Here is a 25,469-nt window from a genome sequence, read left to right as displayed (position 1 = left end):
GCCGCCCCCTCAGCGCCCGTCGCCCGGCTGCGGCGGGTCCACCCGGACCAGGCCCGACTGGTAGGCCATGGCGACCAGTTGGGCCCGGTGCCGGGCTCCCAGCTTGCTCATCGCCCGCCCGACATGGGTGCGTACGGTCAGCGGGCTGACGTGCATCCGCTCGGCGATCTCGTCGTTCGACAGCCCCTCGGCGGCCTGCGCCATGACCTCGCGCTCGCGGGCGGTCAGGACATCCAGGGCCCCGGGCGCGGCGATGCCGCCCTCCGGGCGGGCGAGATAGCGGGTGATGAGGGCCCGGGTCGCGGTGGGCGACAGGAGCGTGTCGCCCGAGGCCACCGTGCGGATCGCGTCCAGGAGTTCCCCGGGGCCGACGTCCTTGCCGAGGAAGCCGCTGGCTCCCGCGCGCAGGGCCCGCGCCACGTACTCGTCGATCTCGAACGTGGTGAGGATGAGGATGCGGGTCTCCCGCAGCGCCTCGTCGCGGCAGATCTCCTCGGTCGCCGCCAGCCCGTCGAGGCCCGGCATGCGGATGTCCATCACGACCACGTCCGGCGCGGTGGCACGGGCCCGCTCCACCGCCTCCCGGCCGTCCGCCGCGACGCCGACGACCTCCATGTCGTCGTTCGAGTCGATCAGCAGCCGGAAGGTTCCGGCCAGCAACGCCTGGTCATCGGCCAGCAGTACCCGGATGGTCACCGCGCCGTCCTCTCGTCGTCGTCCTGGTGGGGTTCGGGTTCCGCCGTTTCCAGGGGAAGTTCCGTGGTCACTTCGAAACCGCCGCTCGCCCGGTGCCCGGCGGCCAGCCGGCCACCGACGGACAGGGCCCGCTCCCGCATGCCGATGAGGCCGTACCCGGGCGCGCCCGGCGTCCGCGGCTCGTGTCCGTCGTCGGTGACGGTGAGGGTGAGCAGACGGCGCGTGTAGCGGAGCCGGACCGAGGCCGTCGCGGAGCCCGCGTGCTTGGTGACGTTGGTCAGCGCTTCCTGCACGATCCGGTACGCGGTCAGGTCCGTGCCCGACGACAGCGCCCGCTTGTCACCCTCCACCGACACCGAGACGACGAGGCCCGTCCGCTCGAACGAGGCGATCAGCTCCGGGAGCTGGGCCAGCCCGGGGGAGGGTTCCAGAGGCGTCTCCGGGTCGCCCTCGCGGCGGAGCAGCCCCACGGTCGCCTTGAGTTCGCGCAGTGCGGAGGAGGTGGTTCCGGCGAGCTGGTCCATCATGTCCTGCGCCTGCTCGGGACGGCTGCGCAGCAGGTACGCGGCGGTGGCCGCCTGTGCGTGGGCGAGGGCGATGTGATGCGCGACGATGTCGTGGAGCTCGCGGGCGATCCGGGTCCGCTCCTCGCTCACCCGGCGGCGCGCCTCCTCCTCGCGGGTACGTTCCGCCAGCTCGGCCCGCGCCTCCACGGCGGCGACATGGTCGCGCCGGGTCCGTACCGACTCACCGACGGCGCCCGCCAGCAGGACGCAGGAGAGGACACCGATCTGGTCGGGACGCAGCAACGCGCCATCGCCCCATGCGATGGACATGGACGCAATGGCGACGGTCGCTCCGGTCGTGGACACCACGGTCGTGCGGAGGTCCGTACGCAGGGCCAGGAGGTAGAGGGCGACCAGGGCGGCGCCCGCGATGCTCGGGTTGGGGTCGAAGCCGATGCGGTTGCCCATGACGCCCAGGACGCCACCGCACAACGTCGTCACCGCCACCACCGTGCGCGGGAATCTGCGCTGCCCCAGCAGCAGAACGGCGGACGGCACTACGGCGGCCAGGGAGAAGTCGAGCGTCGGGACGCGGACGATCCGGGCATCGGTCACGGTGCTGGCGAAGACCACGAAGGCCCACAGCACCACGGCCACCGCCACGTCGACGGCCCGGGGGTGGCGTCGGGCCCACTGCCACCAGTCGGTGAACACGCAGTCTCTCTTCCTCTTGCGCAGGGTCTGTCCGGCCATCCATGGTCGTCGACCCGGCCGTCCGCCCGCGCAGGGCGGCCGGAGGCCCGTCCGTCATGCGCTCGACGGACGGGCATCCGGCCGCCTCACGTCACTCACGGCGGCTCATACGCGCAACGTCACTCACGGCGACTCCTACGCGCAACGTCACTTCACCGCGACTCATACGCGCACGGGATCGGGGTCGGGCTCCGCCGCCGGCGCGGGCGCCGCGGGCCCGCCGCGGGTCAGCTTCTCGCCCTCGACGTCCACCTGGGGCAGGACCTTCCCCAGCCGTCGGGGCAGCCACCACGCCCGGTCGCCGAGCAGGGCGAGCACCGCCGGGACGACCGTCATCCGGACGACGAACGCGTCGAAGAAGACGGCCGAGGCGAGACCGACGCCCATCATCTTGATCATCGACTCGCTCATCCCGATGAACCCGGCGAACACCGCGATCATGATGACGGCCGCGGCTCCGACGACCCGGGCGCTGTGCCGGAACCCGGTGACGATCGCCTCGCCGGGCCGCTCCCCGTGGACGTACGCCTCCCGCATCCGGGTCACGAGGAAGACCTCGTAGTCCATCGCCAGACCGAAGACCACCCCGATCAGGAAGATCGGCATCATGCTCATCACGGGTCCGGTCTGCTCGACGCCGAGGGCGTCGGCGAGCCAGCCCCACTGGAAGACCGCGACGATCGTGCCGAAGGCCGCCGTCACGGACAGCAGGAAGCCGAGGGCCGCCTTGAGCGGGACCAGCAGCGAGCGGAAGACGACCATCAGGAGCAGGAAGGCCAGCCCGACGACGAGCGCGAGGTAGGGGACCAGCGCGTCGGTGACCTTCTGCGACACGTCGATGTTCACCGCGGTCGTGCCGGTGACGAGCATCGTCGCCCCGGTTTCGGACTCCAGACCGCGGGCCTCGTCGCGGATGGTGTGGACGAGGTCCGTGGTGTCCGCGGAGCTCGGTCCGGTGGCGGGCACGGCGGTGAGCACTGCGGTGTCACCGGCCTTGTTGAAGGCGGGGGGCGTCGCGGCGACGATGCCGTCGGTGGCGGTGAGCTGCTTGGCGGCCTGCGCCGCCGCGGCCTTCGGGTCGTCCGAGCCCTTGGCGTCGACGACCACGGTGAGCGGCCCGTTGAAGCCGGGGCCGAAGCCGTGGGCCAGGGCGTCGTAGGCGCGGCGCTGGGTGGTCGAGGTGGACTTCGACTCGTCGCCCGGCATGCCGAGCTGGAGATCGAGCGCCGGTACGGAGATCAGGCCGAGGCCGAGGATGCTGAGCACCAGGACCGCGAGCGGCCGACGGATCACGAAGCGGGCCCAGCGGGCGCCCATGTTGGGCTGCTCGTCCTTGGCGCGCTGCCCGCCCCGTGCCTTGCGCTGGGTGCGCGGCAGGACGGCCTTCTGGAAGAAGCCGAGCAGTGCGGGCAGCAGGGTCATCGCGACGAGGACGGCGATCACGACGGTGCCGGCCGCGGCGAGGCCCATCCTGGTCAGGACGGGAATGCCGACCACGGACAGGCCCGCCAGGGCGATGACGACGGTGAGACCGGCGAAGACGACGGCGGAACCCGCCGTTCCCACGGCCCGTGCCGCGGCCTCCTCCGCGCTGTGGCCCTCCGCGCGTTCCGTCCGGTAGCGCGAGACGATGAACAGGGCGTAGTCGATGCCGACCGCGAGCCCCAGCATCAGGGCGAGCGTGGTCGTGGTCGTGGACATCCCGATGGCGACGATCGAGGCCACGCCCACGCCGATGCCGACGATCGCGGTGAGCAGCGGGAGGCCCGCCGCGGCGAGCGATCCGAAGGTGATGAGCAGGACGACCGCGGCGGCGGCGACACCGATGAGTTCGGTCGTGCCGCCGGCTTCCCCCTTCGGCACCAGGGCCGAACCGCCGAGCTCCACGGTCAGGCCCGCGGCCCGCCCGTTCTCGGCGGCGTCCTCCAGCGCCTTGGTGGTGGCGTCGGTGAGGTCGGTGCTCTGAACGTCGTACGAGACGGTGGAGTACGCGGTCGTGCCGTCCTTGCTGACGGCCCCGGCCATCTCGAACGGGTTGAGGGCGCCCTTGACCTGCGGGCCGCCTGCCACGTCCGCGACGATCTTCTCGACGGCGGCCTTGTTCGGGCCCGCGGTGACCTTCTGGCCCTTGGGCGCGACGAAGACGATACGGGCGTCGGCGGCCTTGGAATTGCCGCCGGGGAAGCGCTGGTCCAGCAGGTCGAACGCCTTCTGCGACTCCGTGCCGGGCATCGAGAACCCGTCCTCGGGGGCGGTCGGCGCCTTGGCCGCGGCGAACGCGCAGGCGGCCAGGACCACCACCCAGAGCAGGGCGACGAGCCGGCGTCTCCGGAAGGAGAAGCGGCCCAGCCGGTAGAGGAAGGTAGCCACGAAGAGGCGCTCCAGTCTGTCTGGGTCGGGCAACGGGTCGGCGGCGCGAGTGCCGCGCTCCGGCCGTGCCTGGGCCGCGCCGGGGCACGGCGGGGCCGGAGGAATGCCTCAATCCTTCGTGAACAGGGGCGTCATCGTCGTCGTCCGCCTGCATGGAGTCGTACGTACTGCCGTTGCCGTACGCGGCGGGTGCGCCGTACCTCGTGAACAGGACGGCGCGGGCGCATCGGATCATCCCCTGGGCCCATCACTCTCCGCCGGACTCGGCCCCCGGCGGCGGCGGTAAGCGCGGGCGCGATCGCCCCGGAGCGTACGAGTGCCTGACGCGCGTTTGCCATGGTCACGCCGATGCGAGGGCGTGATCGCGCGAAGTCCCGTTCGCGTGGCGGGAGATGGAGAAGGTGCGGTACGGTGACAAAATCATCACGCTCTGTGCGCCTGTGTGCACACAGGGCGGCCCCCGGGGGTGCGGCAAACACCATTCCGAGGGCCTACACCGCCAGTGGAAGAGAGCCACCGGAAATGTTGCGTCATGTTATCGCGCCGTCCGCGCGCTATACGAAGGCATCGCACGATGTCGTCCGCCATCCGCGTCTGAGCAGTGACGCGAAGATCCTGCTCCTGCACGTCCAGGGACTTCCGGACGACGCCACGTCCAAGCCGTTGAGCGAACTGGCCCGCAGGCTGGGCATCAAGGGCCGCGCGTACCAGAAGGCGAAGGGCCAGCTCGTCGAGCACGGATACGTACACGAGTGGCGGAGCCAGGGCGGCGGAGGCCGCTGGCTCACCGAGCAACTGGTCGCGAACAACCCCCTGACGAGTGAGCAGGCGGGACATCTGCGCGGGGCCCCGCCCGCACCGCCGCGACCGACTGCGCACTTTCCGACGGTCGGTCACCCGGCTGCCCGGACGGCCGGTGGCTATCAACCGGTAGAAGACCACAGTGATAAGACCACTCCCCACCCACCCTCCGAACCCGAGCCGACGGCGGAACCGGCCCCGGCGCCCGGACCCGCACCGGCGCCCGGACCCGAACCGGAACCGGAACCGACGCCATCGGCCTCGACGGCGGACCCCGCCCAACTCGCCCGCGCCGAAGGGGTCCTGCTCTCCCTTCGCCACGTTCGCCGCGAACTCCACCTGGGTGTACGGGAAGCCCGCGCGCTGGCCGTGGAGGCCGTCAAGTGGCTGGAGCGCGGCCTGAGCGAATCCGACCTCCGCCACGCCCTGCTCGCCGAACGCCCCGAGAACGGCGTGCGTTCGGCAGTGGGCTTCCTGCGCTACCGCCTGATCCAGAAACTTCCCGAACCCCTGATCCGGCACCAGCCGCGCGAACGCCCACCCCTCCCCGAACTGGTCGAATGCCAAGGGCCGGGCGAAACCCATGTCTTCCGCCCCCTGTTCGGCGAAGCGGAATGCCCCTCATGCCGCACCGCCGCCGTCGGCCCGGAACCAGAACGCCTCCCCTGGCGCGAACGCATCGCAAGAATCAACGGCACGTCGGCGCCCCTGACCGGTGAGGCCTGACCCCGCCCGGATCCGGTCGGGCTTTCAGCCGGGCTGCTTGGCCATGACGACCAGACCCGGCCCGGTGTGCTCATCCGCAGGGAGCCGAAGTTCGGCGACCGGGTGCAGTCCGGCCTGCTCGATCAGGTCCACGAGTTGTTCCGGCCGCCATTTGTGTGTCGTCCAACGAACGGGTACACCTCCGTAGGCCTCGGTGCGCGCCGCGTCTTCGTCGCCGACGTGTGTTGCGGTGATGAAGTGTCCGCCCGGCTTCAGGGCGCGCGCGAACATGGCGAGGACCTGAGGAAGGACGTCACGGGGGAGGTTGAACAGCGACCACCACCCGAGCACGCCGCCGAGGGACGCTTCACCGAGGTCGAGGTCGGTGGCAGAGGCGACGCCGAAGCGGCATTGCGGATGAAGACGGCGCGCGTTCTCGATCATGCGAGGGGAGAGATCGACCCCGGACACGTCGAGTCCGCGTTCGGCGAGGTAGGCGGTCACCGTTCCGGGTCCGCAGCCGACACCGAGGACGGGCCCGAGCTCGCTCACGGTGTCGGCGAAGGCGTCGATCGATGCCTTGAGCCATGGATGGCGACGGATGTCGCCGATTCCCGTCGTCAGCACCATGTGGGCGTAGTTGTCGGCCACGCGGTCATAGGACTCACGGACCACGTCGAGATCGGCTGGGCGGCCGATTGGGTGGGCGCGCATCGGCCAAGGATAGGAGTGTGCGACGGCCTACCGGCGGGTTCGCGCCTTCAACTGTCACCAGTTCTCCACAGCGTCCAGCCCGGTGGAGACCGCCAGTTGTCGCCCGAGCCGTATCGGCTCCAGATCCCTCCGGCCCGGGAGGCCGGCTTGGCAGTGGTGACCCGGTGGTGGCCGAGAGCCTCCGCGACGACCGGGGCGGGCATCTCCCGCACGTGCCGTCGGATCGCGGCGGTGCGACCGGCGGTGGTGGGGATGCCGAGGTCGTCGCGGAGGGCCACAAGGACGTCGGGGTGCAGGGGTTGCCCGGCTCGGCGGCCGGGGAACAAATATTCGGTTGCCTGTCGGCGATGGTGGTGGTTGCAATGTCCGGCATGATCACCCAGCTGCGCCCACCACGGCGAGATGAGACGAACGCGTACTACCGGGCCTTGCCACTCTGCGATCCGGGCGAACTGCGACCGAATCGTCGGACGGGAGGCGCCGGCGCGTGAATACGCCCCCATCGCCATCCGGCGCGGAGCGGACTGACGGGTCATCCGTCCGGATCGGCGCTCTCGTTCCGCTGACTCGGCCCGGCTGGGTCGAGGCGGGCCAACACTTGCTCGCTGGACTCGAACTGGCCGTCGGTGAAGTCAATGGTGCCGGCGGGATCGGCGGAAGACCACTTGAGCTGGTGGTCCGAGACACCGCGGCTGATCCACAGAGGGCTGCGGCGGCCGTCGATGAATTGGCTCGCCTGGGCGTGGCTGCCTTGGCGGGGGAGTACCACAGCGTCGTCGCTCGCGCCGCTGCCGCCAGGGCCGACGCCCTCGGCCTGCCGTTCCTCTGCTCGTCAGCGGTTCTCGACGCGCTCACCGAACAGCCGACGGAATGGGTCGCGCGTCTCGCCCCGGCGCAGTCGCACGGCTGGCAGATCTACGCGGACTTCCTCCTCGGCGCGGGCCACAGTCGCATCGCCGTAGCAACCGAACCGAGCGTGTACTGGGCGTCAGGGGCCCGCATCCTTCGGGACTACCTCACTTCACGCGGCGGCACCGTGATCGAACTCGACGCGCGCGCGCTCGCCCCCACGGCGGTGTGCGACGAACTCGTCGACAACCGCGCGACAGCCCTCCTTCTGTTGACCGGCTTCCCGGAGCCGGCGGTGTCGATCGTCAAGTCCGTCCGCCGCGACCAGCGCCTCGCCGAGATCACGATCGGTGCTCCGGCCGGGCAACCGGAGTTCGCCGAATGGGCGACGTTGCTGGGCGACGACGGCGCCGCGATCCCGTTCTTGCGCTACCTGCCCGAACGCCTCAGCCCACTCGGTGCACGAGTCGAGACGGCTCTCCGCGAGCGGCTGGCCGAAGCGCCCTCCTTCGTCGCCTTCGAGGGCTACGACACGGTCGCCGTCCTCGCCGATGTGCTGCGTTCTCACGGCACGGACCGGGCGCGCACTGCCCGATCCTGGCCGCACGTCGCAGTCGAAGGCACCCGCGGGCAGATCCGGTTCTCCCGCACACCAGGCATCAGCGTCTGGCAATGGGCTTGGACGCCGGTCCAAGTCGTTGACCGAGACCCGGCGGAACCCGATCGCTTTCGCATCCTTCACACCGGCTGAGAGAGCACGGAGGTCCGACCGCCCGGATCTGTCCGAAATTCGACAGGACCCGGAGGAAACAGCGGCCGGTAGGACGCCGGTGGGCACCCTTCGGGAGGCGCGGCCGGTATCACGCCGGGACCACTGAACGACCGTGCCCCTGGCCCCTACCTCTTGCTCCGTTCTTGAAGGCGGGGCCGTCCGAAGTCCTGCGTCCAGTAGTTGCCGGGCTGCGCGAGGCCCACGCCGATTTCCTTGAACGAGCAGTCGAGGATGTTGCGCCGGTGGCCGGCGCTGCTCATCCAGCCGGCCATGACGCTCTCCGGGGTGGTGTAGCCGCGGGCGACGTTCTCCCCGTACCCGCTCCGGTCGTATCCGGTATCCGCGATCCGGTCGCTCGGGGCGGAGCCGTCGGAGCCGGTGTGGGACATGTTCCGGTGGGAAGCCATGTCCGCGCTGTGTTTCCGGGCGGACTCCGTGAGTTTCGCGTTCGTCGTCAACGGCGAGCAACCGACCGCGCGGCGCACGCTGTTGACCATCCTCAGCAGGCGGGCGGTCTGCTTCTCGTGTGGGCCGAAGGCGGTCGCGGTGGCAGCGGAGGGCACATCCGCGGCTGCGGCGGTCTCCGCCACTCCCAGGGTCTCCGCCACTCCCAGGGTTCCCGCGGCTCCCAGCCCGACGACAGCAATGGCCGTCCATCGGCGGGACGCCTTCGCGCGGTGCTTCGTCATATGTGTGACCTCACTCGGTACGCGAAACTCGGCAGTCGGTGTTCACCCGGGAACGGCTTCAGGAGTGTGCTGAGGGAGGGGTCGGCCACGTGGACGACCTGCACATGCCTCAGCCCCCGGACCCCTTCCCGCCTCCGGCGGTCCGCACCTGAGAACGAGTCCGACCGGATCGAGTGGATCCCGTTGACGAACGTACGCGGGAGGACGGGCCGCCGAGGCCCCTGCCCGGCAGACTATTTCGCCCGAGGAGGCCGAGGCGCTCGCCCACACCCATCGCTCGACAACGTGACACCAGTGGAGCAATGTGCCACGTGCCTGAAGCGGCGGCGGTGCCCAGTGACCGGACGCGGCATCACATGGCATCACGTGGCATCACGTGGCGCCGGGTGGCACCGCTTGGTGCCATCCAGTGCCGCCGGGTGCCATTCCGCGCCCCCAAGAGTGCGATAGCGCGCATGGCGCCACATTGCCCCAGGTCGATTTTTCCATGTTTTCGCAGGTCGGGGATGCTGCCTGCAAGCCCCTCCTGTGCGAGGCGCCATGTGGGCTTGCGCGTGGCGCCATAGTGGTGCCACCATGGCGTCATGGACCTCACCCCGTATGTCGACACCCTTCGCCGCGAACTCGCGGTGGCCGCCGAAGCCGGCGGGGAGGATGCCCGTGAGCTGGCCGAGCGGCTCACCGCTCCTCTGGAGTCGGCGACCCGCCTGACCATGCTCAATGTGCTCTCCGCCGCGATGGACGAGATCACCCGCGAACTCGCCCCCGGCTCGGTCGACGTACGGCTGCGCGGTCTGGACCCCGACTTCGTGGTGACGCCGCCGCCCTCCGGCAGCGGTCTCTCGGAGGCGGCCGCCCCGCCCGTCGAACCGTTCAAGGCGCCGCTGCCCGCCGAGGGTGACGAGGGCGGCACCGCCCGCGTCAATCTGCGTCTGCCGGCCCATCTCAAGGCGCGCGCCGAGGAGGCCGCAGCCCGCGAGGGCCTGTCGGTCAACGCGTGGCTGGTGCGCGCCGTGGCGGGCGCGCTCGACGGCGGCACGCCGCCGCGTACGACGGAGAAGACCCGCGCCATCGGACAGAGCTTCACGGGCTGGGTGCGTTAGCCGCGCCGCGCCCGCCCCCAGAAAAGCACTGCACCCACACCACGTCCCACCTGCGGGGACGGCCCAAGGACTCATGAGGACGGTACAGTCATGCCTTCTTTCGACACCCCCGAACCGATTTCGGTTACCGCCTACGTGTACTCAGGTTCCATCCGGTTCGTCGCGGGTGACCGCCTCGACACCGTCGTCGAGGTGCGGCCCCGCGACCCGAAGAAGGACCTGGACGCACGGACGGCCGACCAGACCGAGGTCGCCTGCGCGAACGGCGTCCTGACCGTCACCACGCCCAAGGCCAATCTGCTCGGGCGCAGCGGCACCGTCGACGTGACGGTGGAACTGCCCACGGGCTCACGCATCGACATGACCGCCGCCGGGGCCAACGTGCTCGGCGAGGGCCGGCTCGGTGAGGTCCGTGTGAAGACGGCGGCCGGCGACGTCCGTCTCGACACCACCGGCCCGCTGAAGCTGACCGTGTCGCACGGCTCGATCGCCGTGGACCGGGTCGAGGGCCTGGCCGAGATCACCAGCAGCACCGGCAACGTGCGCGTCGGCACCGTCGACGGCCCCGCCGTGCTGAAGAATTCGCACGGCGCCACGACCGTCGGCGCCGTGACCGGCGAGCTGCGGGTGAGCGGTGCCCATGGCGGCATCGACATCGGGCGCGCCGAGGCGTCGGTCACCGGCAGCGCGACCCACGGCCACCTTCGTGTCGCCGAGGTCGCCCGCGGCGAAGTTCAGTTGGAGACCTCCAACGGCTCCATCGAGGTCGGCATCCGCGAGGGCACCGCTGCCTGGCTCGACGTCAGCTCCGACCGCGGGCAGGTACGCAACACGCTCGCCGACTCCGCAGCCCCGGGGGAGACCGAGGACATGGTCAAGGTCCGCGCCCGGACCCGCTGGGGCAACATCGACGTGCTCCGCGCCCGGGTCTGAGCCACCCCGCCCCGTACGGCACCACAACTCGCCCGCTCCCGAAGCCACTTCACCCTTCGATCGGAGGGCTCCATGCCCAAGTCTGTCATGCCCACGTCCAGGCGGGGAGACGGTCACCCCTCGGCCGCCGCCGTCTCCACCGTCGGTCTGCGCAAGTCGTACGGCGACAAGACCGTCCTCGACGGCATCGATCTGAGCATCCTGCCCGGCACGGTGTTCGCCCTGCTCGGGCCGAACGGCGCCGGCAAGACCACCACCGTGCAGATCCTGTCCACGCTCATCGCCGCCGACGGCGGACAGGCCCAGGTCGCGGGCCACGACGTCGCCAAGGCACCGGACGGGGTACGTGCCGCGATCGGTGTCACCGGGCAGTTCGCCGCGCTCGACGATCTGCTCACCGCCGAGGAGAACCTGCTCCTCATGGCCGACCTGCTGCGCCTCGGCAAGCGCGAAGGGCGCTCCCGTGCCCGGGAGTTGCTGGAGCGGTTCGAGATCGCGGATGTCGCCGGCAAGCGGGCCGCGACCTTCTCCGGCGGTATGCGGCGCCGGCTCGACCTCGCCATGACGCTGGTCGGCGACCCGCAGGTGATCTTCCTGGACGAGCCGACGACCGGGCTCGACCCACGCAGCCGCCGCACCATGTGGGACACGGTGCGCTCGTTGGTCGCGGGCGGCACCACGGTCTTTCTCACCACCCAGTACCTGGAGGAGGCCGACCAGTTGGCCGACCGGGTCGCCGTGCTGGACGGCGGCCGGATCGTCGCCGAGGGCACGGCCGACGAGCTGAAGTCGCAGATCCCCGGCAGCCACGTACGGCTGCGGTTCACCGAACCCGCCGAGTACGAGCGCGCGGCCGTCGCGTTCCCCGGGGCCGCCCGCGACGAGGAGAACCTCGCCCTGCGTGTGGCGGGCGACGCCGGGCTCGACGCGCTGCGCGGTCTGCTCGACCGGCTCGACGCGGCCGGCATCCGGGCCGCCGACTTCTCCGTGCACACCCCCGACCTCGACGACGTGTTCCTCGCCCTGACCGGCGACGGCACCGCCGCCACCCCGCTCCACGTGAAGGAGACCCTGCGATGAGCACCCTCGGCTACGCCGTGCACGATTCGATGACGATGCTGCGGCGCAACCTGAAGCATGCGATCCGCTATCCGGCCGTGGGGTTCGGCAGCGCCATGATGCCGATCCTGATGCTGCTGCTGTTCGTGTACGCCTTCGGTGACTCGATCGGCGCCGGGATGGGCGGCGGCCGGGACGCGTATCTGAACTATCTGACGCCCGGCATCATCGTCATGGGGGTGGCCGCCGGCTCGATGTCGACCTCGATCGCGGTCTGCTCCGACATGACCGAGGGGATCATCAACCGCTTCCGCACCATGAACATCACACGCTCGTCGTTCATGACCGGGCATGTCATCGGCAGCGTCATCCAGACGATGGTGTGCATCGTCCTGGTCGTGGGCGTCGCGCTCGCCGTCGGATTCCGTTCGGACGCGAGCCCGCTGGAGTGGCTGGCCGCCGCCGGGCTCCTCGCGGCCATCGCCTTCGCGGTGACCTGGCTGTCGGCGGCGCTCGGCCTGATCTCCAAGACCGTCGAGTCCGCGAGCAACAAGCCACTGCTGGTCCAGTTCCTGCCGTTCCTCGGCTCCGCGTTCGTGCCGGCCGACTCGATGTCGCCGGGCCTGCGCTGGTTCGCCGAGAACCAGCCGTTCACGCCGATGACCGAGACGCTGCGCGGCCTGCTCTCCGGCTCGGAGATCGCCAACAACGGCTGGATCTCCCTCGCCTGGTGCGCCGGTATCGCCCTGGTCGGCTATGTCTGGTCGCGCTCGCTGTTCAACAGCACCACCAAGCGCTGAGCGACCGTCAGACGCGAACCCAGGGCCGTTCATCCGGATCAGGCCCGATCCGGACGAACGGCCCTAACGCACTGCCCCGGTGCCCCGGGCGTCGCGGCTGCGGCGGGTGGCGGCGGCGACGGTGGCCATCAGCTCCGCGTCCAGGACGGACGGATCGGCCAGCCGGGTGGGGGCGGCGTACGAGTTGAGCAGCGCCTTCGTGACGCGCAGGGCCGCCTCCGGGCGGCGCACGACGGGCTTGGCCCACGCGGTGACCGCCGCGTCGAGGGAGTCCTCGGGCACGACGCGCTGCAGGACCGACAGTTCGTACGCCTCCGCGGCGTCGAAGGCGCGTCCGGTCAGGATGAGCTCGCGCGCACGGGCGGCGCCGACCTCATGGATCAGACGGGGCAGTACGCCGCCCCACGCGGTGGGCAGCCCGAGCGCCAGCTCCGGGAGCCGGAAACCGGCGGTGTCGGCGCCGACGCGCAGATCGCAGGCGAGTGCCAGCGCCAGTCCCGCGCCGATCGCCTTGCCCTGGATCCTGGCGATGGTGACGGCCTGGCTCGTGGAGATGGCCTCACAGACCCGGCGGGCCTTGTCGCCCGCGATCCGGATGCCCCGCCCGGTGGGATCGTCGTCGAGCCAGTCGGCGAACTCGTTGCGGTCACCGCCCAGGCAGAAGTCGTCGCCGGCCCCGCTGAGCACCAGCACCCGGACGTCGGGGTCCGGGACGGCCAGGACCGCCAGCAGATCGTCCAGCATCGCCTCGGTGACCGCGTTGCCGGTGGCGGGGCAGTTCAGTTCCACCCGCAGGACGGGGCCCTCGCGCTCCGTGCGCACCGTGCCCGGCCGCCGGTAGGGGGAGAGGTAGTCGGGGAGGGAGAGCTTCATATCGCCACGCTCATCGAGGTCACGCGTCGGAAGACCAGGCGGGACGCGTAACCGGCCGGTGTGACGACACGCAGGGTGGGGAAACGTTTCAGGAGCTGGGTGAGGAGCGTACGGGCCTCCAGGCGGGCGAGGGCCGCGCCCAGGCAGTAGTGCACACCGCCGCCGAAGGTGAGGTGGGTGCCGCTGCGCTCGATGTCGAAGGCGTCCGGGTTCTCGTTGCGCCGCGGGTCGTGGTTGGCGGCCCCGTACATGACGTGGACCATGCTGTCCTTCGCGATCGGCACGCCCGCCAGGACCGTGTCGTCGGCCGCGATCCGGGTGTTGATCCCGATGGGCGGGTCGTACCGGAGGACCTCGTCGACGGCGGCGTCGATGTATCCCGGGTGTTCCCCGAGCCACGCCCACCGGCCGGGTTCCCTCAGCAGGAGACCCACCATGGTCGACAGCAGCGTCGCGGTGGTCTCCAGCGAGGCGATGGTGACGAACATGGTGAGACGGTAGAGGATCTCGTCCGCCGCCTCGCGGTCGGACTCCTTCGCGTCCCAGGTGTGGATCCAGCCGGTCAGGACGTCGTTGCCGGGGTTCGCGCGGCGCTGCCTCACGAGTTCGGTGAAGTACGCGCGTAGATGCACGGTCGCCTCGGCGGACACGGCGAGCTGGCTCTTGGTGGGCAGCAGCTCCTGGGCGTGCACCTGGTTGTGTGTGATCTCCAGGATGTGGGCGTAGTCCTCGGGCGGGATCCCCAGCCAGGAGCCGATGGTGCTGATCGGGAGCTGTTCGCTGACCGTACTGACGAAGTCGGCCTCGCCCCAGCGCAGTTTGTCGGCCAGATCGTCGAGGAGGCGGGTGACGTGCTCCTCGACCTGCGGGGTCAGCCGCTCGATGGTCGAACGGTCGAAGAGGTTGCCGAGGCTGCGGCGCTGGCAGGTGTGCTCGGGCGCGTTGAGGCGGGAGAGCGTCTTGGTCATCTCCTGGGTGGCGACCGCGTTCCAGCGCTCGGTGTCCTCCTGGCGCTCCTGCCAGGCGAAGTCCGGTGCCAGCCAGTTGCGACCGCGAAGCACTTCGCTGCACGCGTCGAATCCGGTGACGAAGTACGCGTCCCAGGGAGCGCGCACGACGTCTCCCATGGCTCTCAGCTCACCCAGGAGACCGTAGGGATCGGCCTGCCCCTCCGGTGATTTGAGATGTCGTAGGAGGGCGATGAGGGCACGGCGGTCGACGGCGGGCCGGTCTGTGCCACATATAGCGCTCACGCAGAGTTCCTTGCCCTGGGCTCATGGTTACGGCCAGAACCTACCCCTCCGCATATATCCGCCAAGCGTCTATCTCTGTTGCTCCTGTCACAGAGAAATGCCCCGACGACCCCTTGTCCTCTGCTTGTCCGAGCCCAAGTCGACTGCTGGAGCAGCCCTGTCGGGCGGTCAAACCGTCCGAATCCATGACCCCCGGCCGCCGCCGGGCGCCGTCATGCGTGACGGCCGTCACGCATGACGGCCGTCACGCATGACGGCCGTCACGTGCGGACGCCTTCGCGCACGGAAGGCGTCATACGCGGGAGACGTCATACGCGGAAGACGTCCAGGAAGGAACTCCACCAGCCCTTCGTCTTCTTCGACGGCTCCAAGTGGTCGTAGCGCGCGGCGGGAAGCTCTTCAGCAGCGCTGATCCGGGACGAAACGGCCGACTGTGTCGCGGCCTTCGCGGCCTGACGCGGCGCACTCGGGCTGAAACGGACCGGCAGGGACACCATGGCCCGGTGGAACGGACCCGGCCGCCATTCGATCGCCGAAGCCGGGACGGCGAGGGCGAGGTCCGGCACCGAGTTGAGGATCTTCTCGATCGCGGTGAGGGCGATGAGCTGGGCGGGGGACTTCGCCGGGCAGACGTGCGGGCCCGCGCCCCAGGCGAGGTGGGCGCCCTTGCTCAGGGTCTGGCGGGCGTCGGTGAGCGCGGGATCGCTGTTCGCGGCGGCGAAGCTGATCAGTACGGGGGTCTCCGCCTTCAGCGTCACACCGCCCAGGTCGACGTCCTGGACCGGGTAGTGCGTCGCGTAGTTGGCGATCGGCGGGTTGTTCCACAGCACGTCGTCGAGTGCGTCCTCGACCAGCATGCCCGTACCCCGCCGCTGCGAGTTCCCGGTGTCGTCGGACAGCAGGAGGAGCAGTGCGTTGGAGATGAGGTTGCGTTCCGGCTCGATACCCGCGCCCATCAGCATGACGAGCTGGTCCTTGAGCTCCTCGTCCCGCAGCCCGGCCGGGTGCTGGATGAGCCAGGACGTGATGTCCTCACCCGGCTGACGCCGCTTGAGCGCGACGAGCTCCATCAGGCACTCCGTCAGCTCGGTGTTGGCCCGCAGCACGTCCTCGCCGTCGAAGATCGCGGACATCCAGCGGGTCAGCCGGTCGCCGATGTCACCGGGGCAGCCGAAGAGCTGGTTGAACAGCAGCAGCGGCAGGAGCTTGGCGTAGTCGCCCAGCAGGTCGGCACTGCCGCGCTCGATGAACTGGTCGATGAGGTAGTCGGCGATGCGCTCGACGTCCCGGCTGAGCCGGGTGGAGTTGAGCCGGCCGAGACTCTCGGTGACCGCCTTGCGCAGCCGCAGATGCTCGGTGCCGTCCGTGAACAGGCAGTTGGGCCGGTACGCCATCATGGGCAGCACCGGGCTGTCGAGCGGTACGCGGCCCTCCCGCAGCGCCGCCCACCGCCTGGAGTCACGGGCGAAGTAGGAGGGGTTCTGCAGGACCCGGAGCGCGGCCTCGTGCTGCACGATCAGGGTGGCGTCCACCCCGGGGGCCAGCTCGATCGGAGCGGCGAGCCCGTGCGCCCGGAACTCGTCGTACACACGCTGCGGATCGGCCGCGAACTCCGGCCCGTAGAGCGACTTCTGCCGCTCGCCGTGCATCGGGCACCCGGTGGGGGCGCTGTACGGGGTGGCTCCCGGCTGAGAGTCCATGTGTGATTCCTAGGTGTGATCGCGGGCCTCGGGGCCCGGACGGTGGACGGAAAACGGGGCTCGGGCCACCCGTTCCGACGGACGGAGCGGAGGTCAGGCCACCCGGACGAGAAGGTGCTGGACCAGGGTGATCAGGGCCTGCGCGGACGAGTTCTCGTCCCGGGCGTCGCAGTACACGACCGGGGTGTCCGGCAGCAGATCGAGCGCCTCGCGCAACTCCTCCTCGGCATGCCGGGAGTACGGGTCGAAGCTGTTGACCGCGACGGCGTACTCCAGCCCGTACCTCTCGACCAGGTCGATCACCGGGAAGGTGTCGGCGAGACGGGCCGGGTCGACCAGGAGCAGCGCGCCGAGCGAACCCCGGGCCATGTCCTCCCACAGCTCGACGAAACGCTGCTGGCCCGGCGTACCGAACAGGTACAGCACCAGCTCGTTGCTCAGCGTCAGACGGCCGAAGTCCAGCGCGACCGTCGTGGTGACCTTGTCGGGTGCGCCCCGCAGATCGTCGACGTGGGCACTGGCCTGCGTCATCCGCTCCTCGGTGCGCAGCGGTGTGATCTCGGAGAGGGTGCCGATGAGCGTCGTCTTGCCCACGGCGAAGTGTCCGACGACGAGGATCTTCGCCGCACGCTGTACCGCGTCCGAGACATAGATGCTGTCAGCCGAACCGGACGTGGAGTCCATGCAACACCTCTTCGAGGATCTTCCTGTCAACGAGCTGAGCCGGCGGCGGCGCCTTGCGGCGCATCAGATGACCCTGTTCCGCTAAATCGTTCAGCAGCAGCCGCGCCACTCCGACGGGCAGTTCCAGATGGCCCGCGACCTCGGCCACCGACAGATAGCCGCCGGAACACAGCTTCCAGATCGCCCGGACCTCGGGGCTCGGGTTCGGGGGCTGCTGCCGGTCGGGTGCGATGGTCACCAGAGTGACGAGGGAGAGACCCTCCGCGTCGGGCAGACCGCGTCCGCCGGTGATGACGTACGAACGGACGAACCCGCTGCTGACGGACTGCTCCTCGCCCGGCGCCGTCATGCGTCGCTTCCGACGTTCTGGCGGGGAGGCGTGGTCATCGCCTTCCCCAGCGCGGTGACCTGCTGCTGCATACGGAAGGACATGGCCTCCATGTCCACGTCGGCCGCGGCGGCCGCCGCCAGATAGGCGCCGGTGCCCGCGGCGATCAGGAAGATCCAGCCGTGCTCGTACTCAAGCAGCGTCTGGCGCCAGCGACCGGGGGTCTGGGCCCCGATGAAGGGCGCGACGGCCCGGCTCAGGGACTGCATGGAACTCATCGCCGCCGCCACGGTCTCCGCGTCGTCCCGGCCGATCTCACTGGAGTTGGCCAGCAGCAGACCGTCGGCGGAGACGAGGATCGCGTGCCGCGCGCCGGGTACCTGGAGCACATCGTTGAGCACCCAGGACAGATCGGGGTTCACTGGATCTCGGGTCCTTCCATCGTCGTCATGTCACGTCCGGACCGTGTTCCGCGCTGGAACGCGCCCAGGCGGGAGGCGGTCTCCTCGTTGCTGCGCACCGGCCCGGGGTCGGTCGACGGCACCACTGACACCGGGCTCTTGCGACGACGCTTGGGCAGGCCACCGGCGGTGGTGAAGGTCCCCGTGGGCTGCGGGGCGGAGGCCGGCTGCGCTGCCGGCGGGAACAGCGGGGTCGGAGGCGGCGCGGTCACCTGGCGGCGGGGGAGCGCCGACACGTCCGCGTCATGGCCGATGGGTGCCGCGGCGGCCACCGGGGGCGCGGGCGCATCGCCGGTGAGAAGCTCGTCGGGCAGCAGAACCACCGCGCGTACGCCTCCATAAGGGGATACCGAGTCCACCGAGACCTTGAACCCGTAGCGGGCGGCCAGTACACCGGAGACGGCGAATCCGAACTGTGGGGGAATGCCGAGGCTGGAGACGCTGATCGCGGCCTGGGGCGCGAGGAGGGCCGCCGCGCGGTCCTTCTCCTCCTGGCCCATGCCGAGGCCCGCGTCGTCGATGATGAGGCAGACGCCCTTCGGGACGGCCTGGATGTTGATCTCCACCGGAGTGCCGGGGGCGGAGTAGTTGGTCGCGTTGGCCAGCAGCTCGGCGAGGACCACCGCGACCGGTTCCACGGCCTTGCTGACGACCGAGAAGTTGACCTGTCCGTTGACCCGGACCCGGTCGAACTGTCGGATACGGCCCTGGGCGCTGCGGGCCACGTCGAAGACCGAGGCGACGGTCTCCCTGCGACCGAGCCAGCCGCCGCACAGCACCGCGATGCCCTGCGCGCGGCGCCCGAACTGGCTGTTGGCGTGGTCGATGGCCATCAGGTCGGCGAGCATGCCCGGGTCGTCGCCGTACTTCTTCTGGGCGTTCTCGACGACCACCTGCTGCTCGTCCGCGAGCCCCTGAAGAGTACGCACGGCCGCCTTGAGGACGGCCTTGGTCTCCTCCTCGGCGTCCTTGCGGACCTCGGTCATCTCGGCGGCCTGCCGGTGCAGCAGACCGTTGTGGGCGACGTGGAGCTCGTCCCGCTGCCGTAGCAGCGCGTCGTGCTCGCCCCGGAGGTCGGCGTTCTGTCTGCGCAGCCCGATGTTGGTCTTGCGAGCCCGCAGGACGGCACCGACAGCGACCAGTGCTACGACAACCAGCGCCCAGAACAGCGGGCCCTGTGCAAATGTCATGAGACTCACTTCAAGTGCCATGGCTATGGAAACGGCTTGACGCTCCCTCATGAGCCGCAGCGGCCGGACTCGTCGAGTCGCGACTTGTGCCACGCAGGGAAGGCCCCTCCGAAAGTGGGGCCGAGGAATTCATCCCTCCCGGAATGCCCCCATACGCCATCAGCCCACTGGAAGTAAGATGATCTTAGCATCGGCCGCTTGGGTAAATGTCAAGACCAACACGCCAGTTGCACTCTTGACGCGGAATGTTCACATCCAGGGCCCGAGTCGGCCGCACGTGGATGGGCGGACCTCGGCCTTTTCGTAGGGACAAAAGTGACGAACGGTCAAGAAGCCGTGCTCGGCGCGTATATGAACGTGTAACCCTCCTGCTTGCCGCCGGGGTGCACGCGCCGACGGACTGGGCACGCGCCGCGCCCGCTCGAAGGGTGCGCGGGGCGCCCGCGCGATGCGAAGGGGGCGCGGGGCGCCCGAGCATCCACCACACTGGACCACCGTGCGCCGGGCCGCGACGAGGAGGACACCTCATCAACCTGCCTGACAGCAAGGCGAGGTGGCGACAAAGCCGGATGTTTCCCCCGGGCGGGATCCGGCCGCGGGACGGGGGTGTCCGGGGAACATGACACAGTGCGGCAGCTGTCACGTCACGCACCCGGGGTACCGGGTACCCCTCCTGGGCACACGACCGCGGTGAGCGCAGGCGGCATCCGCGTGAGGATGCGGACGGGGAGCGCACGCTCCGGCGTGCCGGTGATGGGGCTCACCGCAACCGCGGACACCTTGCGCCGACGGTCCCTGGCCATGCGCGTGACGACACCGTGCCCGTCCGGAAGCGGGCCGCCGGGTCCGGAGGCGGTGGCCGAGCGCCGCAGGGCCGTGTTCCCCGGCCCCGGCGGGTTCAGCCGCGGTGCGCACGGGTGGCGGACAGCAATGCCAGCGCGGCGGCCTGGATCGCCACGACCACCACGACGAGCACCGGGACCGAGTAGCCGTAGAGACCGCCGACGAGCGCGCCACCGGCCAGGGTCGCGGCGCCGATGACACCCGCGAAGACCCCGTACGCGGTCGCCCGCCTCCCCGGCGGGACGAGGTCGGCGACGGTGGCCTGCAGCGTGGACTCCTGGATGCCCATCGCCGCCCCCCACACCAGTGAGCCGATCACCGCGACGGTGAGGCTGCCGCCGAAGGCCAGCACGGGCACCGACGCCGCCAGCAGGGGCAGCACCGCCAGCACCCGGGGCCCGATCCGGTCGTAGGCCCACCCGGTGGCCAGCGCCGCCAGCGCGTCCATGGCCATGGCACCGGCGTACAGCACCGGAACCCAGGCCGTGGCGAGCATTCCGTGCGCGACGAGATGGAAGGACAGCACGCCGTACGTGGCGAACCCGGAGGTCGTGACGGCCGTGAACGCGGCGTACCGCCAGAACGCCGCCGGCAACCGGCCGGCGCTGGTCTCCGTGCCGGACGCCGCCGCTGTCACGCTCTCGTACACCGCCGGCCGCGGGACGCGGTGCCTGAGCCGGACCAGCAGGGCCAGCACCGCCACGCCGGGCAGGGCCAGGACGCCGAGCGCCGGTGCGTAGTCGCCGCCCGTCAGGGCCAGCACACCGGCGACGGTCAGCGGGCCGATCAGTGCGCCGATCTGGTCCATCGCCTGGTGCACGGCGAAGCCCCGTCCCCGTCCCGTCACCGCGGTGGCGTACGACAGGAGCGTGTCCTTGGCGGGGGAGCGGACGGCCTTGCCGACCCGTTCGGCGATGACCAGGGAGCAGGCGACCCAGAGCACCCCCGTCAGGCCCAGCACCGGCACGCTGGCGACCGTGAGCGCGTAACCGGCGATCGTCCAGCCCCAGAACCGGCCCGTCCGGTCCGCCAACGGCCCCGAGACCAACCGCAGGACCAGCGCCGCCGCTTCACCCGCACCCGTGACGACACCGACCACCAGCGCCGAGGCCCCCAGCGAGGCCAGGAACGGACCCGTGATCGAACGGGCCCCTTCGTAGACGAAGTCGGCGAGCAGGCTGATGGTTCCGAACCAGACCACGAATCGCCAGGGGCGCATCGTCGGCCGCCGCACTACGCCCACAGGGCCTGGGCCACGGAGACTCCGGCGAACGCGGCGCCCAGTGCGGTCACGACGCTCGCCAGGATGTTGGCGGCGGCGTAGAACCGGGCGCCGTCCTCGGCCAGCCGCAGCGTTTCGTAGCTGAAGGTGGAGTAGGTGGTGAGCGCCCCGCACAGCCCGGTGCCGAGCAGGAGTTGCAGGTGGGAGGTGGCGGCCCCGGCGGCGGCGGCGCCGGTCAGCAGCCCGAGGACGAGTGATCCGGTCACGTTGACGGTGAAGGTGCCCCAGGGGAAGACGGTGTCGTGCCGGGACTGGACCGCGCGGTCGGTCAGATAGCGCAGCGGGGCACCGACCGCGGCCCCGACGATCACCAGGAGCCAGTTCACGGGTTCTGCTCCCGGTCGTCGTCGTGCTGGACCATCTCGCAGGGGTCCAGGACGGCCAGGCCGCCGTCCGTGAGCAGTTCTTCGACGAGCGGCAGGAACGCGCGGATCTTCTCCTCGGCGTCGATGATCACGACGGCCACCGGCAGGTCTTCGCTGAGTGAGAGCAGCCGTTGGGTGTGGATCATCGACGAGGTGCCGAACCCCTCGATGCCGCGGAACACGCTGGCACCGGAGAGTCCCGCCCGGTGTGCCCGGTGCACGATCTCCGTGTACACGGGCCTGTGGTGCCATCCGTCGGTCTCGCTGATGAGGACCGTCAGCCGCAGGGCCGGGACCGTGTTCGTCCGTCCTGTCATGGTTGCCTCCACGCCAGTACGCGGCGGGTGGCCCACACCGCGCTCCACACCGCCGCGAGGGCGGCGAACAGGGTCAGCCCCAGATACACCAGGCCCGCGCCGGCCCGGCCGTCGGCGACGAGGCGTTCGATGTCCACCGCGTAGGTGGAGAACGTGGTGAACCCGCCCAGCACCCCCGTACCGAAGAACGGTCTCACCAGCCGGTGTGCCGCCCATACGTCGCTGATCACCACCATGAACACACCGATCACCGCGCAACCGACGACATTCACGATCAGCGTCGACCACGGGAAACCGCCCGGAGCGGTGGGCCACAGGAGGGACGCCCCGTACCGGGCCGACGCCCCGATCGTGCCCCCGAGGGAAACCACGGCGAGGACCGACCACGGCCGCCGGGGGTGCCTGACGCGCCTGCCGGGCGCGCCGGGTCCGGCATCCGAATCGCCGTGCTCCGTCACCGCTGCCGGGGGCACCCGGCGTGACTGGGCCTGCCTGGGCATACGTCTCCTACCTGCCGGGCGCCCGCGCACGGGCGCACTCCATCGCAAGCAGGGACCGTTGGCGGCACGCGCGCACGCGCCCCGCGGTTCGGGTACGGCGGGCCCCACCGCCGTACAGCAGCCGTCACCGGCCGCTGCTCCCCCCAGGCTAGCGCCGCCGCCGACATCACGACCACCGCGGCGGCCGCGACCGCGTCCGCCGGGCCAGGGACACCGATCGGGTGAACGGCGGCGCGTGCCACGTCCACCGGCCGCCGGAGGCGCGACCATACGCAGGCGATGGTTCCCCCCTCCGAGGAAAGGGCTTTTCCGTGCGCCGTGCTCTGATCGTCGTCGATGTGCAGAAGGACTTCTGTGAAGGTGGCAGCGTCCCCGTGAAAGGCGGTGCGGACCGGGCCGTGGCCATCACCGAACTGATCCGGCAAGCCGACGGTCAGTACGCACACGTCGTCGCCACCCGCGACCACCACATCGACCCGGGCGCCCACTTCTCCGCACACCCGGACTTCCAGAACTCCTTCCCCGTGCACTGCGTCGTCGGCGACGAGGGAGGCGAGTTCCATCCGAACTTCGCACCCGCCGTCACGTCCGGCGCCGTGGAAGAGGTCTTCTACAAAGGTGCGCACTCCGCCTCGAAGAGCGGCTTCGAGGGGGCGACCGAGGACGGCACGTCGCTGTCGGACTGGCTGCGCGCCCGCGATGTCACCGGCCTCGACGTCGTCGGCATCGCCACCGACCACTGCGTGAAGGCCACCGCGCTGGACGGCGTGCGAGCGGGCTTCGAGGTGCAGGTCCTCCTCGACTACACCGCAGGCGTCGCCGCCGACACCACCAGCACCGCGATCACCGAGCTGAACCAGGCAGGCGTCGCGCTGAGCGGCAAGCCCGTCGTCCTCAGCTGACCGACGCGGTCCCGACACCGTGGCAGCGGTCCGTCCGGCCCCGGCGGCGACGCGGAGCGTCCCTTCGGGGCCGGCCGGCGCACGACCGCTTTCACGGAGCGGAGCGGCGCGCCGACGGCGAGGGCCTGGGGTGCGCTCGTCGACGGCGGGGGCCTGGGGCGTGCTCGTCGACGGTGGTCTCCCGAGCTCACGGACATCGCGACCGGCCGGTGTGCGCGGCGGGCGGCTCTCACCGCATGCGGTGGCGGGGGCCACGACGGTTCCGGGCAAGGCGGCGGGTACTCCCCGGTGCGCCCGGCACCCCGGACGCACCGCTGACCAGCTTCGTGGGCCGCGAGGACGACGTCCGCTGCCGCGGGTCCCGGCCGAGAAGCACCGGTTCGTCGACCTGCGGGCACCGCCGGCCGCGACCGCCGCCGTACGCTGCGTGAACCGCATCACTTCAGCCGTCGACCGGGAGTCCCCGCGTGAGCGATCAGCCCGACCAGCAGACCGAGAAGCCCTTCCTGTACGTCGTCGTGTGCGCGGCTGGAATCGCCGGGGACGTCGGCAAGCTGATCACGGCAGCCCAGGAAGCGAACTGGGACGTCGGCGTCGTCGCCACACCGCAGGGCCTCGGCTTCATCGACGCGAAGGCTGTCGAGGCCCGGACCGGCTACCCGATTCGCTCGGCCTGGCGCTCACCGGGCGACCCTCGCCCGCTGCCGCCCCCCGATGCCATCGCCGTTGCCCCGGGCACCTTCAATACGATCAACAAGTGGGCGGCGGGCAGCTCCGACACCCTGGCCCTGGGCATCCTGTGCGAGGCGTACGGCTTCGGCATCCCGACCGCCGTCCTCCCGTACCTGAACTCGGCCCAGGCCGCCCATCCGGCGTACCGGTCGAGCCTGGACCGGCTGCGTGGGATGGGCGTTCTGATCGGCTCGCACGAACCTCACACGCCCAGGGCCGACGGCGGGGCCGACAGCTTCCGCTGGGAGGAGGCGCTGGAACTGCTCACTCCCGAGCTGTCCGGCCCGGCCTGATCGGCGCCGCCGAGCTCGTGGCGGCTGCGGCTGGGGCTGGGGCTGGGGGATCGGAGCAAGGGGGCGTTGTGCCGCGAAGTGGTGGTCGGGATCACTCCGGACCACCACTTCGTCGGTGAACGGACGCTGTCCGAGGGGGGATTGCCCGCCGGCGAACGAGATCACCAGTTGACGGCGTCGTTCATCGACTGCTGCCAGTACGTGACCTTGAGCGAGTCGTCGATGTACACGCCCTTGGCGGGCAGGGAGGGGTGGGCGCCCGCACCGACGCTCTCATTGCCGGAGCGGCCGTGGAAGTAGACGACCAGGGACTTCTCCGTGTGGCCGTGGGCGCCGCTGCCGTCGGTGGCGGACAGACTCACGGAGGCATAGCCGGACTCGCCCGGCTTCAGAGTGACGACGGCCTGCGGCTTGGAGTCCTCGATGACCGGCGGCACCGACTGGGCCTCGCCGAAGCGTACGGCCGGGTAGCCGTACAGGTAGCAGGTGTTGCTGCCGGTGTTGGTGACGGTGAGGAGCATGTGGTTGACGGGGCGGTTCAGCGGGGCCGCGACCGTCTTGGTGTTGGACCCCTCGCAGGTGACGGCCTTGCCGGAGGCGGTGGGGGCCTTCGCGGCGGCGGCATGCGCGCCCGGCTTCGAGGTGACGGCGGCCGACTTCACGTCGCCGGAGGAGGAGCCTTGGTCGGAGGACCCGGAGGAGGAGCCTTGGTCGGAGGACCCGGAGGAGGAGCCTCGGTCGGAGGACCCGGAGGCGGGCGCCGACGGCTCGGGAGCGGGCGTCGAGGCCGAGGCGTTTGTGGAGGACTTCGCCGACGCACCCTCGTCCCGCACACCCGTCCCGTCGCTGCACGCGGTCAGGGAGAAGGCGGCGAGCGCGACGGTCGCGGCGGCGGTCAGAAGGCGGGTGCGGGAGTTCCGGATGTTCGACATGTGGTCGTACCCCTTCGGCGTTCGGGTGGGTGTGGTGCTTGGATGACTGGAGCTTGTGGGGTGA

General features: G+C 70.7%; 26 protein-coding genes. 9 read left to right on the top strand and 17 right to left on the bottom strand.

Annotation, left to right across the window (positions count from 1 at the left end):
• Positions 1–9: 9 nt before the first annotated feature.
• The 3 genes from ACZ68L_RS20255 to ACZ68L_RS20245 all read right to left on the bottom strand — a co-directional run bounded on the left by ACZ68L_RS20255 (position 10) and on the right by ACZ68L_RS20245 (position 4,325).
• On the bottom strand, positions 10–696 hold the full coding sequence (locus tag ACZ68L_RS20255) for a response regulator transcription factor (protein ID WP_469578782.1): 687 nt from the start codon (positions 694–696) through the stop codon (positions 10–12).
• On the bottom strand, positions 693–1,955 hold the full coding sequence (locus ACZ68L_RS20250; protein WP_469578780.1) for a sensor histidine kinase: 1,263 nt from the start codon (positions 1,953–1,955) through the stop codon (positions 693–695). Before ACZ68L_RS20250 ends, ACZ68L_RS20255 begins: the two co-directional genes overlap by 4 nt.
• A 162-nt stretch (positions 1,956–2,117) precedes the next feature.
• Positions 2,118–4,325, bottom strand: a complete 2,208-nt coding sequence (locus ACZ68L_RS20245; protein ID WP_469578779.1) for an MMPL family transporter — start codon at positions 4,323–4,325, stop codon at positions 2,118–2,120.
• 522 nt (positions 4,326–4,847) lie between these two features.
• Between ACZ68L_RS20245 and ACZ68L_RS20240 the strand changes: the two genes are divergently transcribed.
• Positions 4,848–5,852 (top strand): hypothetical protein, encoded by a 1,005-nt coding sequence (locus ACZ68L_RS20240; RefSeq protein ID WP_469578777.1) that lies wholly within the window; start codon positions 4,848–4,850, stop codon positions 5,850–5,852.
• A 24-nt stretch (positions 5,853–5,876) separates the two neighbouring features.
• Here ACZ68L_RS20240 and ACZ68L_RS20235 read toward each other — a convergent pair whose 3' ends face one another.
• Positions 5,877–6,545 carry a class I SAM-dependent DNA methyltransferase gene (locus ACZ68L_RS20235; RefSeq protein ID WP_469578775.1) on the bottom strand — a complete coding sequence of 223 codons (669 nt, stop codon included), beginning with the start codon at positions 6,543–6,545 and terminating at the stop codon, positions 5,877–5,879.
• Between the two features lie 167 nt (positions 6,546–6,712).
• Here ACZ68L_RS20235 and ACZ68L_RS20230 point away from each other — a divergent pair, with 167 nt between their 5' ends.
• Entirely contained in the window at positions 6,713–7,036 is a 324-nt protein-coding gene (locus ACZ68L_RS20230) for a hypothetical protein (RefSeq protein WP_469578772.1), read from the top strand.
• Complete coding sequence (locus ACZ68L_RS20225) at positions 7,033–8,145, top strand: ABC transporter substrate-binding protein (protein WP_469578771.1); 1,113 nt, start codon at positions 7,033–7,035, stop codon at positions 8,143–8,145. Before ACZ68L_RS20230 ends, ACZ68L_RS20225 begins: the two co-directional genes overlap by 4 nt.
• A 146-nt stretch (positions 8,146–8,291) precedes the next feature.
• Here ACZ68L_RS20225 and ACZ68L_RS20220 read toward each other — a convergent pair whose 3' ends face one another.
• On the bottom strand, positions 8,292–8,855 hold the full coding sequence (locus ACZ68L_RS20220) for a CAP domain-containing protein (protein WP_469578769.1): 564 nt from the start codon (positions 8,853–8,855) through the stop codon (positions 8,292–8,294).
• A gap of 584 nt (positions 8,856–9,439) precedes the next feature.
• Between ACZ68L_RS20220 and ACZ68L_RS20215 the strand changes: the two genes are divergently transcribed.
• The 4 genes from ACZ68L_RS20215 to ACZ68L_RS20200 all read left to right on the top strand — a co-directional run bounded on the left by ACZ68L_RS20215 (position 9,440) and on the right by ACZ68L_RS20200 (position 12,750).
• Positions 9,440–9,958 (top strand): toxin-antitoxin system HicB family antitoxin, encoded by a 519-nt coding sequence (locus ACZ68L_RS20215; RefSeq protein WP_469578768.1) that lies wholly within the window; start codon positions 9,440–9,442, stop codon positions 9,956–9,958.
• A 90-nt stretch (positions 9,959–10,048) separates the two neighbouring features.
• On the top strand, positions 10,049–10,891 hold the full coding sequence (locus tag ACZ68L_RS20210) for a DUF4097 family beta strand repeat-containing protein (protein WP_469578766.1): 843 nt from the start codon (positions 10,049–10,051) through the stop codon (positions 10,889–10,891).
• 87 nt (positions 10,892–10,978) lie between these two features.
• Positions 10,979–11,971: an ATP-binding cassette domain-containing protein gene (locus ACZ68L_RS20205; protein ID WP_469579150.1), complete on the top strand. Its 993-nt coding sequence runs from the start codon at positions 10,979–10,981 to the stop codon at positions 11,969–11,971.
• Positions 11,968–12,750 carry an ABC transporter permease gene (locus ACZ68L_RS20200; protein WP_469578764.1) on the top strand — a complete coding sequence of 261 codons (783 nt, stop codon included), beginning with the start codon at positions 11,968–11,970 and terminating at the stop codon, positions 12,748–12,750. The genes ACZ68L_RS20205 and ACZ68L_RS20200 overlap by 4 nt, the downstream gene beginning before the upstream one ends.
• Positions 12,751–12,813: 63 nt before the next feature.
• Here the strand turns inward: ACZ68L_RS20200 and ACZ68L_RS20195 are convergent, their stop codons facing one another.
• The 11 genes from ACZ68L_RS20195 to crcB (ACZ68L_RS20145) form a co-directional block, all read right to left on the bottom strand.
• A complete protein-coding gene (locus ACZ68L_RS20195) occupies positions 12,814–13,623 on the bottom strand; it encodes an enoyl-CoA hydratase/isomerase family protein (RefSeq protein WP_469578763.1) in 810 nt (269 codons plus the stop codon).
• The gene (locus tag ACZ68L_RS20190; protein WP_469579148.1) at positions 13,620–14,750 is read right to left on the bottom strand and encodes a cytochrome P450; all 1,131 of its coding nucleotides are present in this window, start codon (positions 14,748–14,750) and stop codon (positions 13,620–13,622) included. The genes ACZ68L_RS20195 and ACZ68L_RS20190 overlap by 4 nt, the downstream gene beginning before the upstream one ends.
• A gap of 434 nt (positions 14,751–15,184) precedes the next feature.
• The gene (locus ACZ68L_RS20185; protein ID WP_469578761.1) at positions 15,185–16,576 is read right to left on the bottom strand and encodes a cytochrome P450 family protein; all 1,392 of its coding nucleotides are present in this window, start codon (positions 16,574–16,576) and stop codon (positions 15,185–15,187) included.
• A gap of 93 nt (positions 16,577–16,669) precedes the next feature.
• The gene (locus ACZ68L_RS20180) at positions 16,670–17,260 is read right to left on the bottom strand and encodes a GTP-binding protein (protein ID WP_469578759.1); all 591 of its coding nucleotides are present in this window, start codon (positions 17,258–17,260) and stop codon (positions 16,670–16,672) included.
• A complete protein-coding gene (locus tag ACZ68L_RS20175) occupies positions 17,235–17,609 on the bottom strand; it encodes a DUF742 domain-containing protein (protein WP_469578757.1) in 375 nt (124 codons plus the stop codon). The genes ACZ68L_RS20180 and ACZ68L_RS20175 overlap by 26 nt, the downstream gene beginning before the upstream one ends.
• On the bottom strand, positions 17,606–18,010 hold the full coding sequence (locus ACZ68L_RS20170; RefSeq protein WP_469578756.1) for a roadblock/LC7 domain-containing protein: 405 nt from the start codon (positions 18,008–18,010) through the stop codon (positions 17,606–17,608). The genes ACZ68L_RS20175 and ACZ68L_RS20170 overlap by 4 nt, the downstream gene beginning before the upstream one ends.
• On the bottom strand, positions 18,007–19,239 hold the full coding sequence (locus ACZ68L_RS20165) for an ATP-binding protein (protein WP_469578754.1): 1,233 nt from the start codon (positions 19,237–19,239) through the stop codon (positions 18,007–18,009). The genes ACZ68L_RS20170 and ACZ68L_RS20165 overlap by 4 nt, the downstream gene beginning before the upstream one ends.
• 898 nt (positions 19,240–20,137) lie before the next feature.
• Positions 20,138–21,301 carry an MFS transporter gene (locus ACZ68L_RS20160; RefSeq protein ID WP_469578752.1) on the bottom strand — a complete coding sequence of 388 codons (1,164 nt, stop codon included), beginning with the start codon at positions 21,299–21,301 and terminating at the stop codon, positions 20,138–20,140.
• Positions 21,302–21,315: 14 nt separating this feature from the next.
• A complete protein-coding gene (crcB, locus tag ACZ68L_RS20155) occupies positions 21,316–21,690 on the bottom strand; it encodes a fluoride efflux transporter CrcB (protein ID WP_469578750.1) in 375 nt (124 codons plus the stop codon).
• Positions 21,687–22,046: a DUF190 domain-containing protein gene (locus ACZ68L_RS20150; protein WP_469578748.1), complete on the bottom strand. Its 360-nt coding sequence runs from the start codon at positions 22,044–22,046 to the stop codon at positions 21,687–21,689. Before ACZ68L_RS20150 ends, crcB (ACZ68L_RS20155) begins: the two co-directional genes overlap by 4 nt.
• A complete protein-coding gene (crcB, locus tag ACZ68L_RS20145) occupies positions 22,043–22,546 on the bottom strand; it encodes a fluoride efflux transporter CrcB (protein WP_469578746.1) in 504 nt (167 codons plus the stop codon). The genes ACZ68L_RS20150 and crcB (ACZ68L_RS20145) overlap by 4 nt, the downstream gene beginning before the upstream one ends.
• Before the next feature lie 311 nt (positions 22,547–22,857).
• Between crcB (ACZ68L_RS20145) and ACZ68L_RS20140 the strand changes: the two genes are divergently transcribed.
• Together ACZ68L_RS20140 and ACZ68L_RS20135 are read left to right on the top strand one after the other, a co-directional pair.
• Positions 22,858–23,448, top strand: coding sequence for an isochorismatase family protein (locus ACZ68L_RS20140; protein ID WP_469578744.1), 591 nt, complete (start codon positions 22,858–22,860; stop codon positions 23,446–23,448).
• Between the two features lie 467 nt (positions 23,449–23,915).
• On the top strand, positions 23,916–24,473 hold the full coding sequence (locus ACZ68L_RS20135; RefSeq protein WP_469578742.1) for a flavoprotein: 558 nt from the start codon (positions 23,916–23,918) through the stop codon (positions 24,471–24,473).
• A gap of 161 nt (positions 24,474–24,634) precedes the next feature.
• Here the strand turns inward: ACZ68L_RS20135 and ACZ68L_RS20130 are convergent, their stop codons facing one another.
• A complete protein-coding gene (locus tag ACZ68L_RS20130; RefSeq protein WP_469578740.1) occupies positions 24,635–25,405 on the bottom strand; it encodes a DUF4232 domain-containing protein in 771 nt (256 codons plus the stop codon).
• Between the last annotated feature and the right edge of the window lie 64 nt (positions 25,406–25,469).

The sequence above is a fragment of the Streptomyces sp. NPDC104309 genome (genome assembly GCF_055584025.1).
This window is presented reverse-complemented; position numbering and strand designations above follow the sequence as displayed.

Excerpts from the sequence above, each read along its gene's own strand:
- ACZ68L_RS20240 (WP_469578777.1), top strand. The coding sequence starts at position 4,848 with ATGTTGCGTCATGTTATCGCGCCGTCCGCGCGCTATACGAAGGCATCG.
- ACZ68L_RS20160 (WP_469578752.1), bottom strand. The coding sequence starts at position 21,301 with ATGCGCCCCTGGCGATTCGTGGTCTGGTTCGGAACCATCAGCCTGCTC.
- crcB (WP_469578746.1), bottom strand. The coding sequence starts at position 22,546 with ATGCCCAGGCAGGCCCAGTCACGCCGGGTGCCCCCGGCAGCGGTGACG.
- ACZ68L_RS20250 (WP_469578780.1), bottom strand. The coding sequence starts at position 1,955 with ATGGCCGGACAGACCCTGCGCAAGAGGAAGAGAGACTGCGTGTTCACC.
- ACZ68L_RS20205 (WP_469579150.1), top strand. The coding sequence starts at position 10,979 with ATGCCCACGTCCAGGCGGGGAGACGGTCACCCCTCGGCCGCCGCCGTC.
- ACZ68L_RS20150 (WP_469578748.1), bottom strand. The coding sequence starts at position 22,046 with ATGACAGGACGGACGAACACGGTCCCGGCCCTGCGGCTGACGGTCCTC.
- ACZ68L_RS20195 (WP_469578763.1), bottom strand. The coding sequence starts at position 13,623 with ATGAAGCTCTCCCTCCCCGACTACCTCTCCCCCTACCGGCGGCCGGGC.
- ACZ68L_RS20235 (WP_469578775.1), bottom strand. The coding sequence starts at position 6,545 with ATGCGCGCCCACCCAATCGGCCGCCCAGCCGATCTCGACGTGGTCCGT.
- ACZ68L_RS20185 (WP_469578761.1), bottom strand. The coding sequence starts at position 16,576 with ATGGACTCTCAGCCGGGAGCCACCCCGTACAGCGCCCCCACCGGGTGC.
- ACZ68L_RS20210 (WP_469578766.1), top strand. The coding sequence starts at position 10,049 with ATGCCTTCTTTCGACACCCCCGAACCGATTTCGGTTACCGCCTACGTG.
- ACZ68L_RS20130 (WP_469578740.1), bottom strand. The coding sequence starts at position 25,405 with ATGTCGAACATCCGGAACTCCCGCACCCGCCTTCTGACCGCCGCCGCG.
- ACZ68L_RS20165 (WP_469578754.1), bottom strand. The coding sequence starts at position 19,239 with ATGACATTTGCACAGGGCCCGCTGTTCTGGGCGCTGGTTGTCGTAGCA.
- ACZ68L_RS20175 (WP_469578757.1), bottom strand. The coding sequence starts at position 17,609 with ATGACGGCGCCGGGCGAGGAGCAGTCCGTCAGCAGCGGGTTCGTCCGT.
- ACZ68L_RS20220 (WP_469578769.1), bottom strand. The coding sequence starts at position 8,855 with ATGACGAAGCACCGCGCGAAGGCGTCCCGCCGATGGACGGCCATTGCT.
- ACZ68L_RS20215 (WP_469578768.1), top strand. The coding sequence starts at position 9,440 with ATGGACCTCACCCCGTATGTCGACACCCTTCGCCGCGAACTCGCGGTG.
- ACZ68L_RS20200 (WP_469578764.1), top strand. The coding sequence starts at position 11,968 with ATGAGCACCCTCGGCTACGCCGTGCACGATTCGATGACGATGCTGCGG.
- ACZ68L_RS20190 (WP_469579148.1), bottom strand. The coding sequence starts at position 14,750 with ATGGGAGACGTCGTGCGCGCTCCCTGGGACGCGTACTTCGTCACCGGA.
- ACZ68L_RS20180 (WP_469578759.1), bottom strand. The coding sequence starts at position 17,260 with ATGGACTCCACGTCCGGTTCGGCTGACAGCATCTATGTCTCGGACGCG.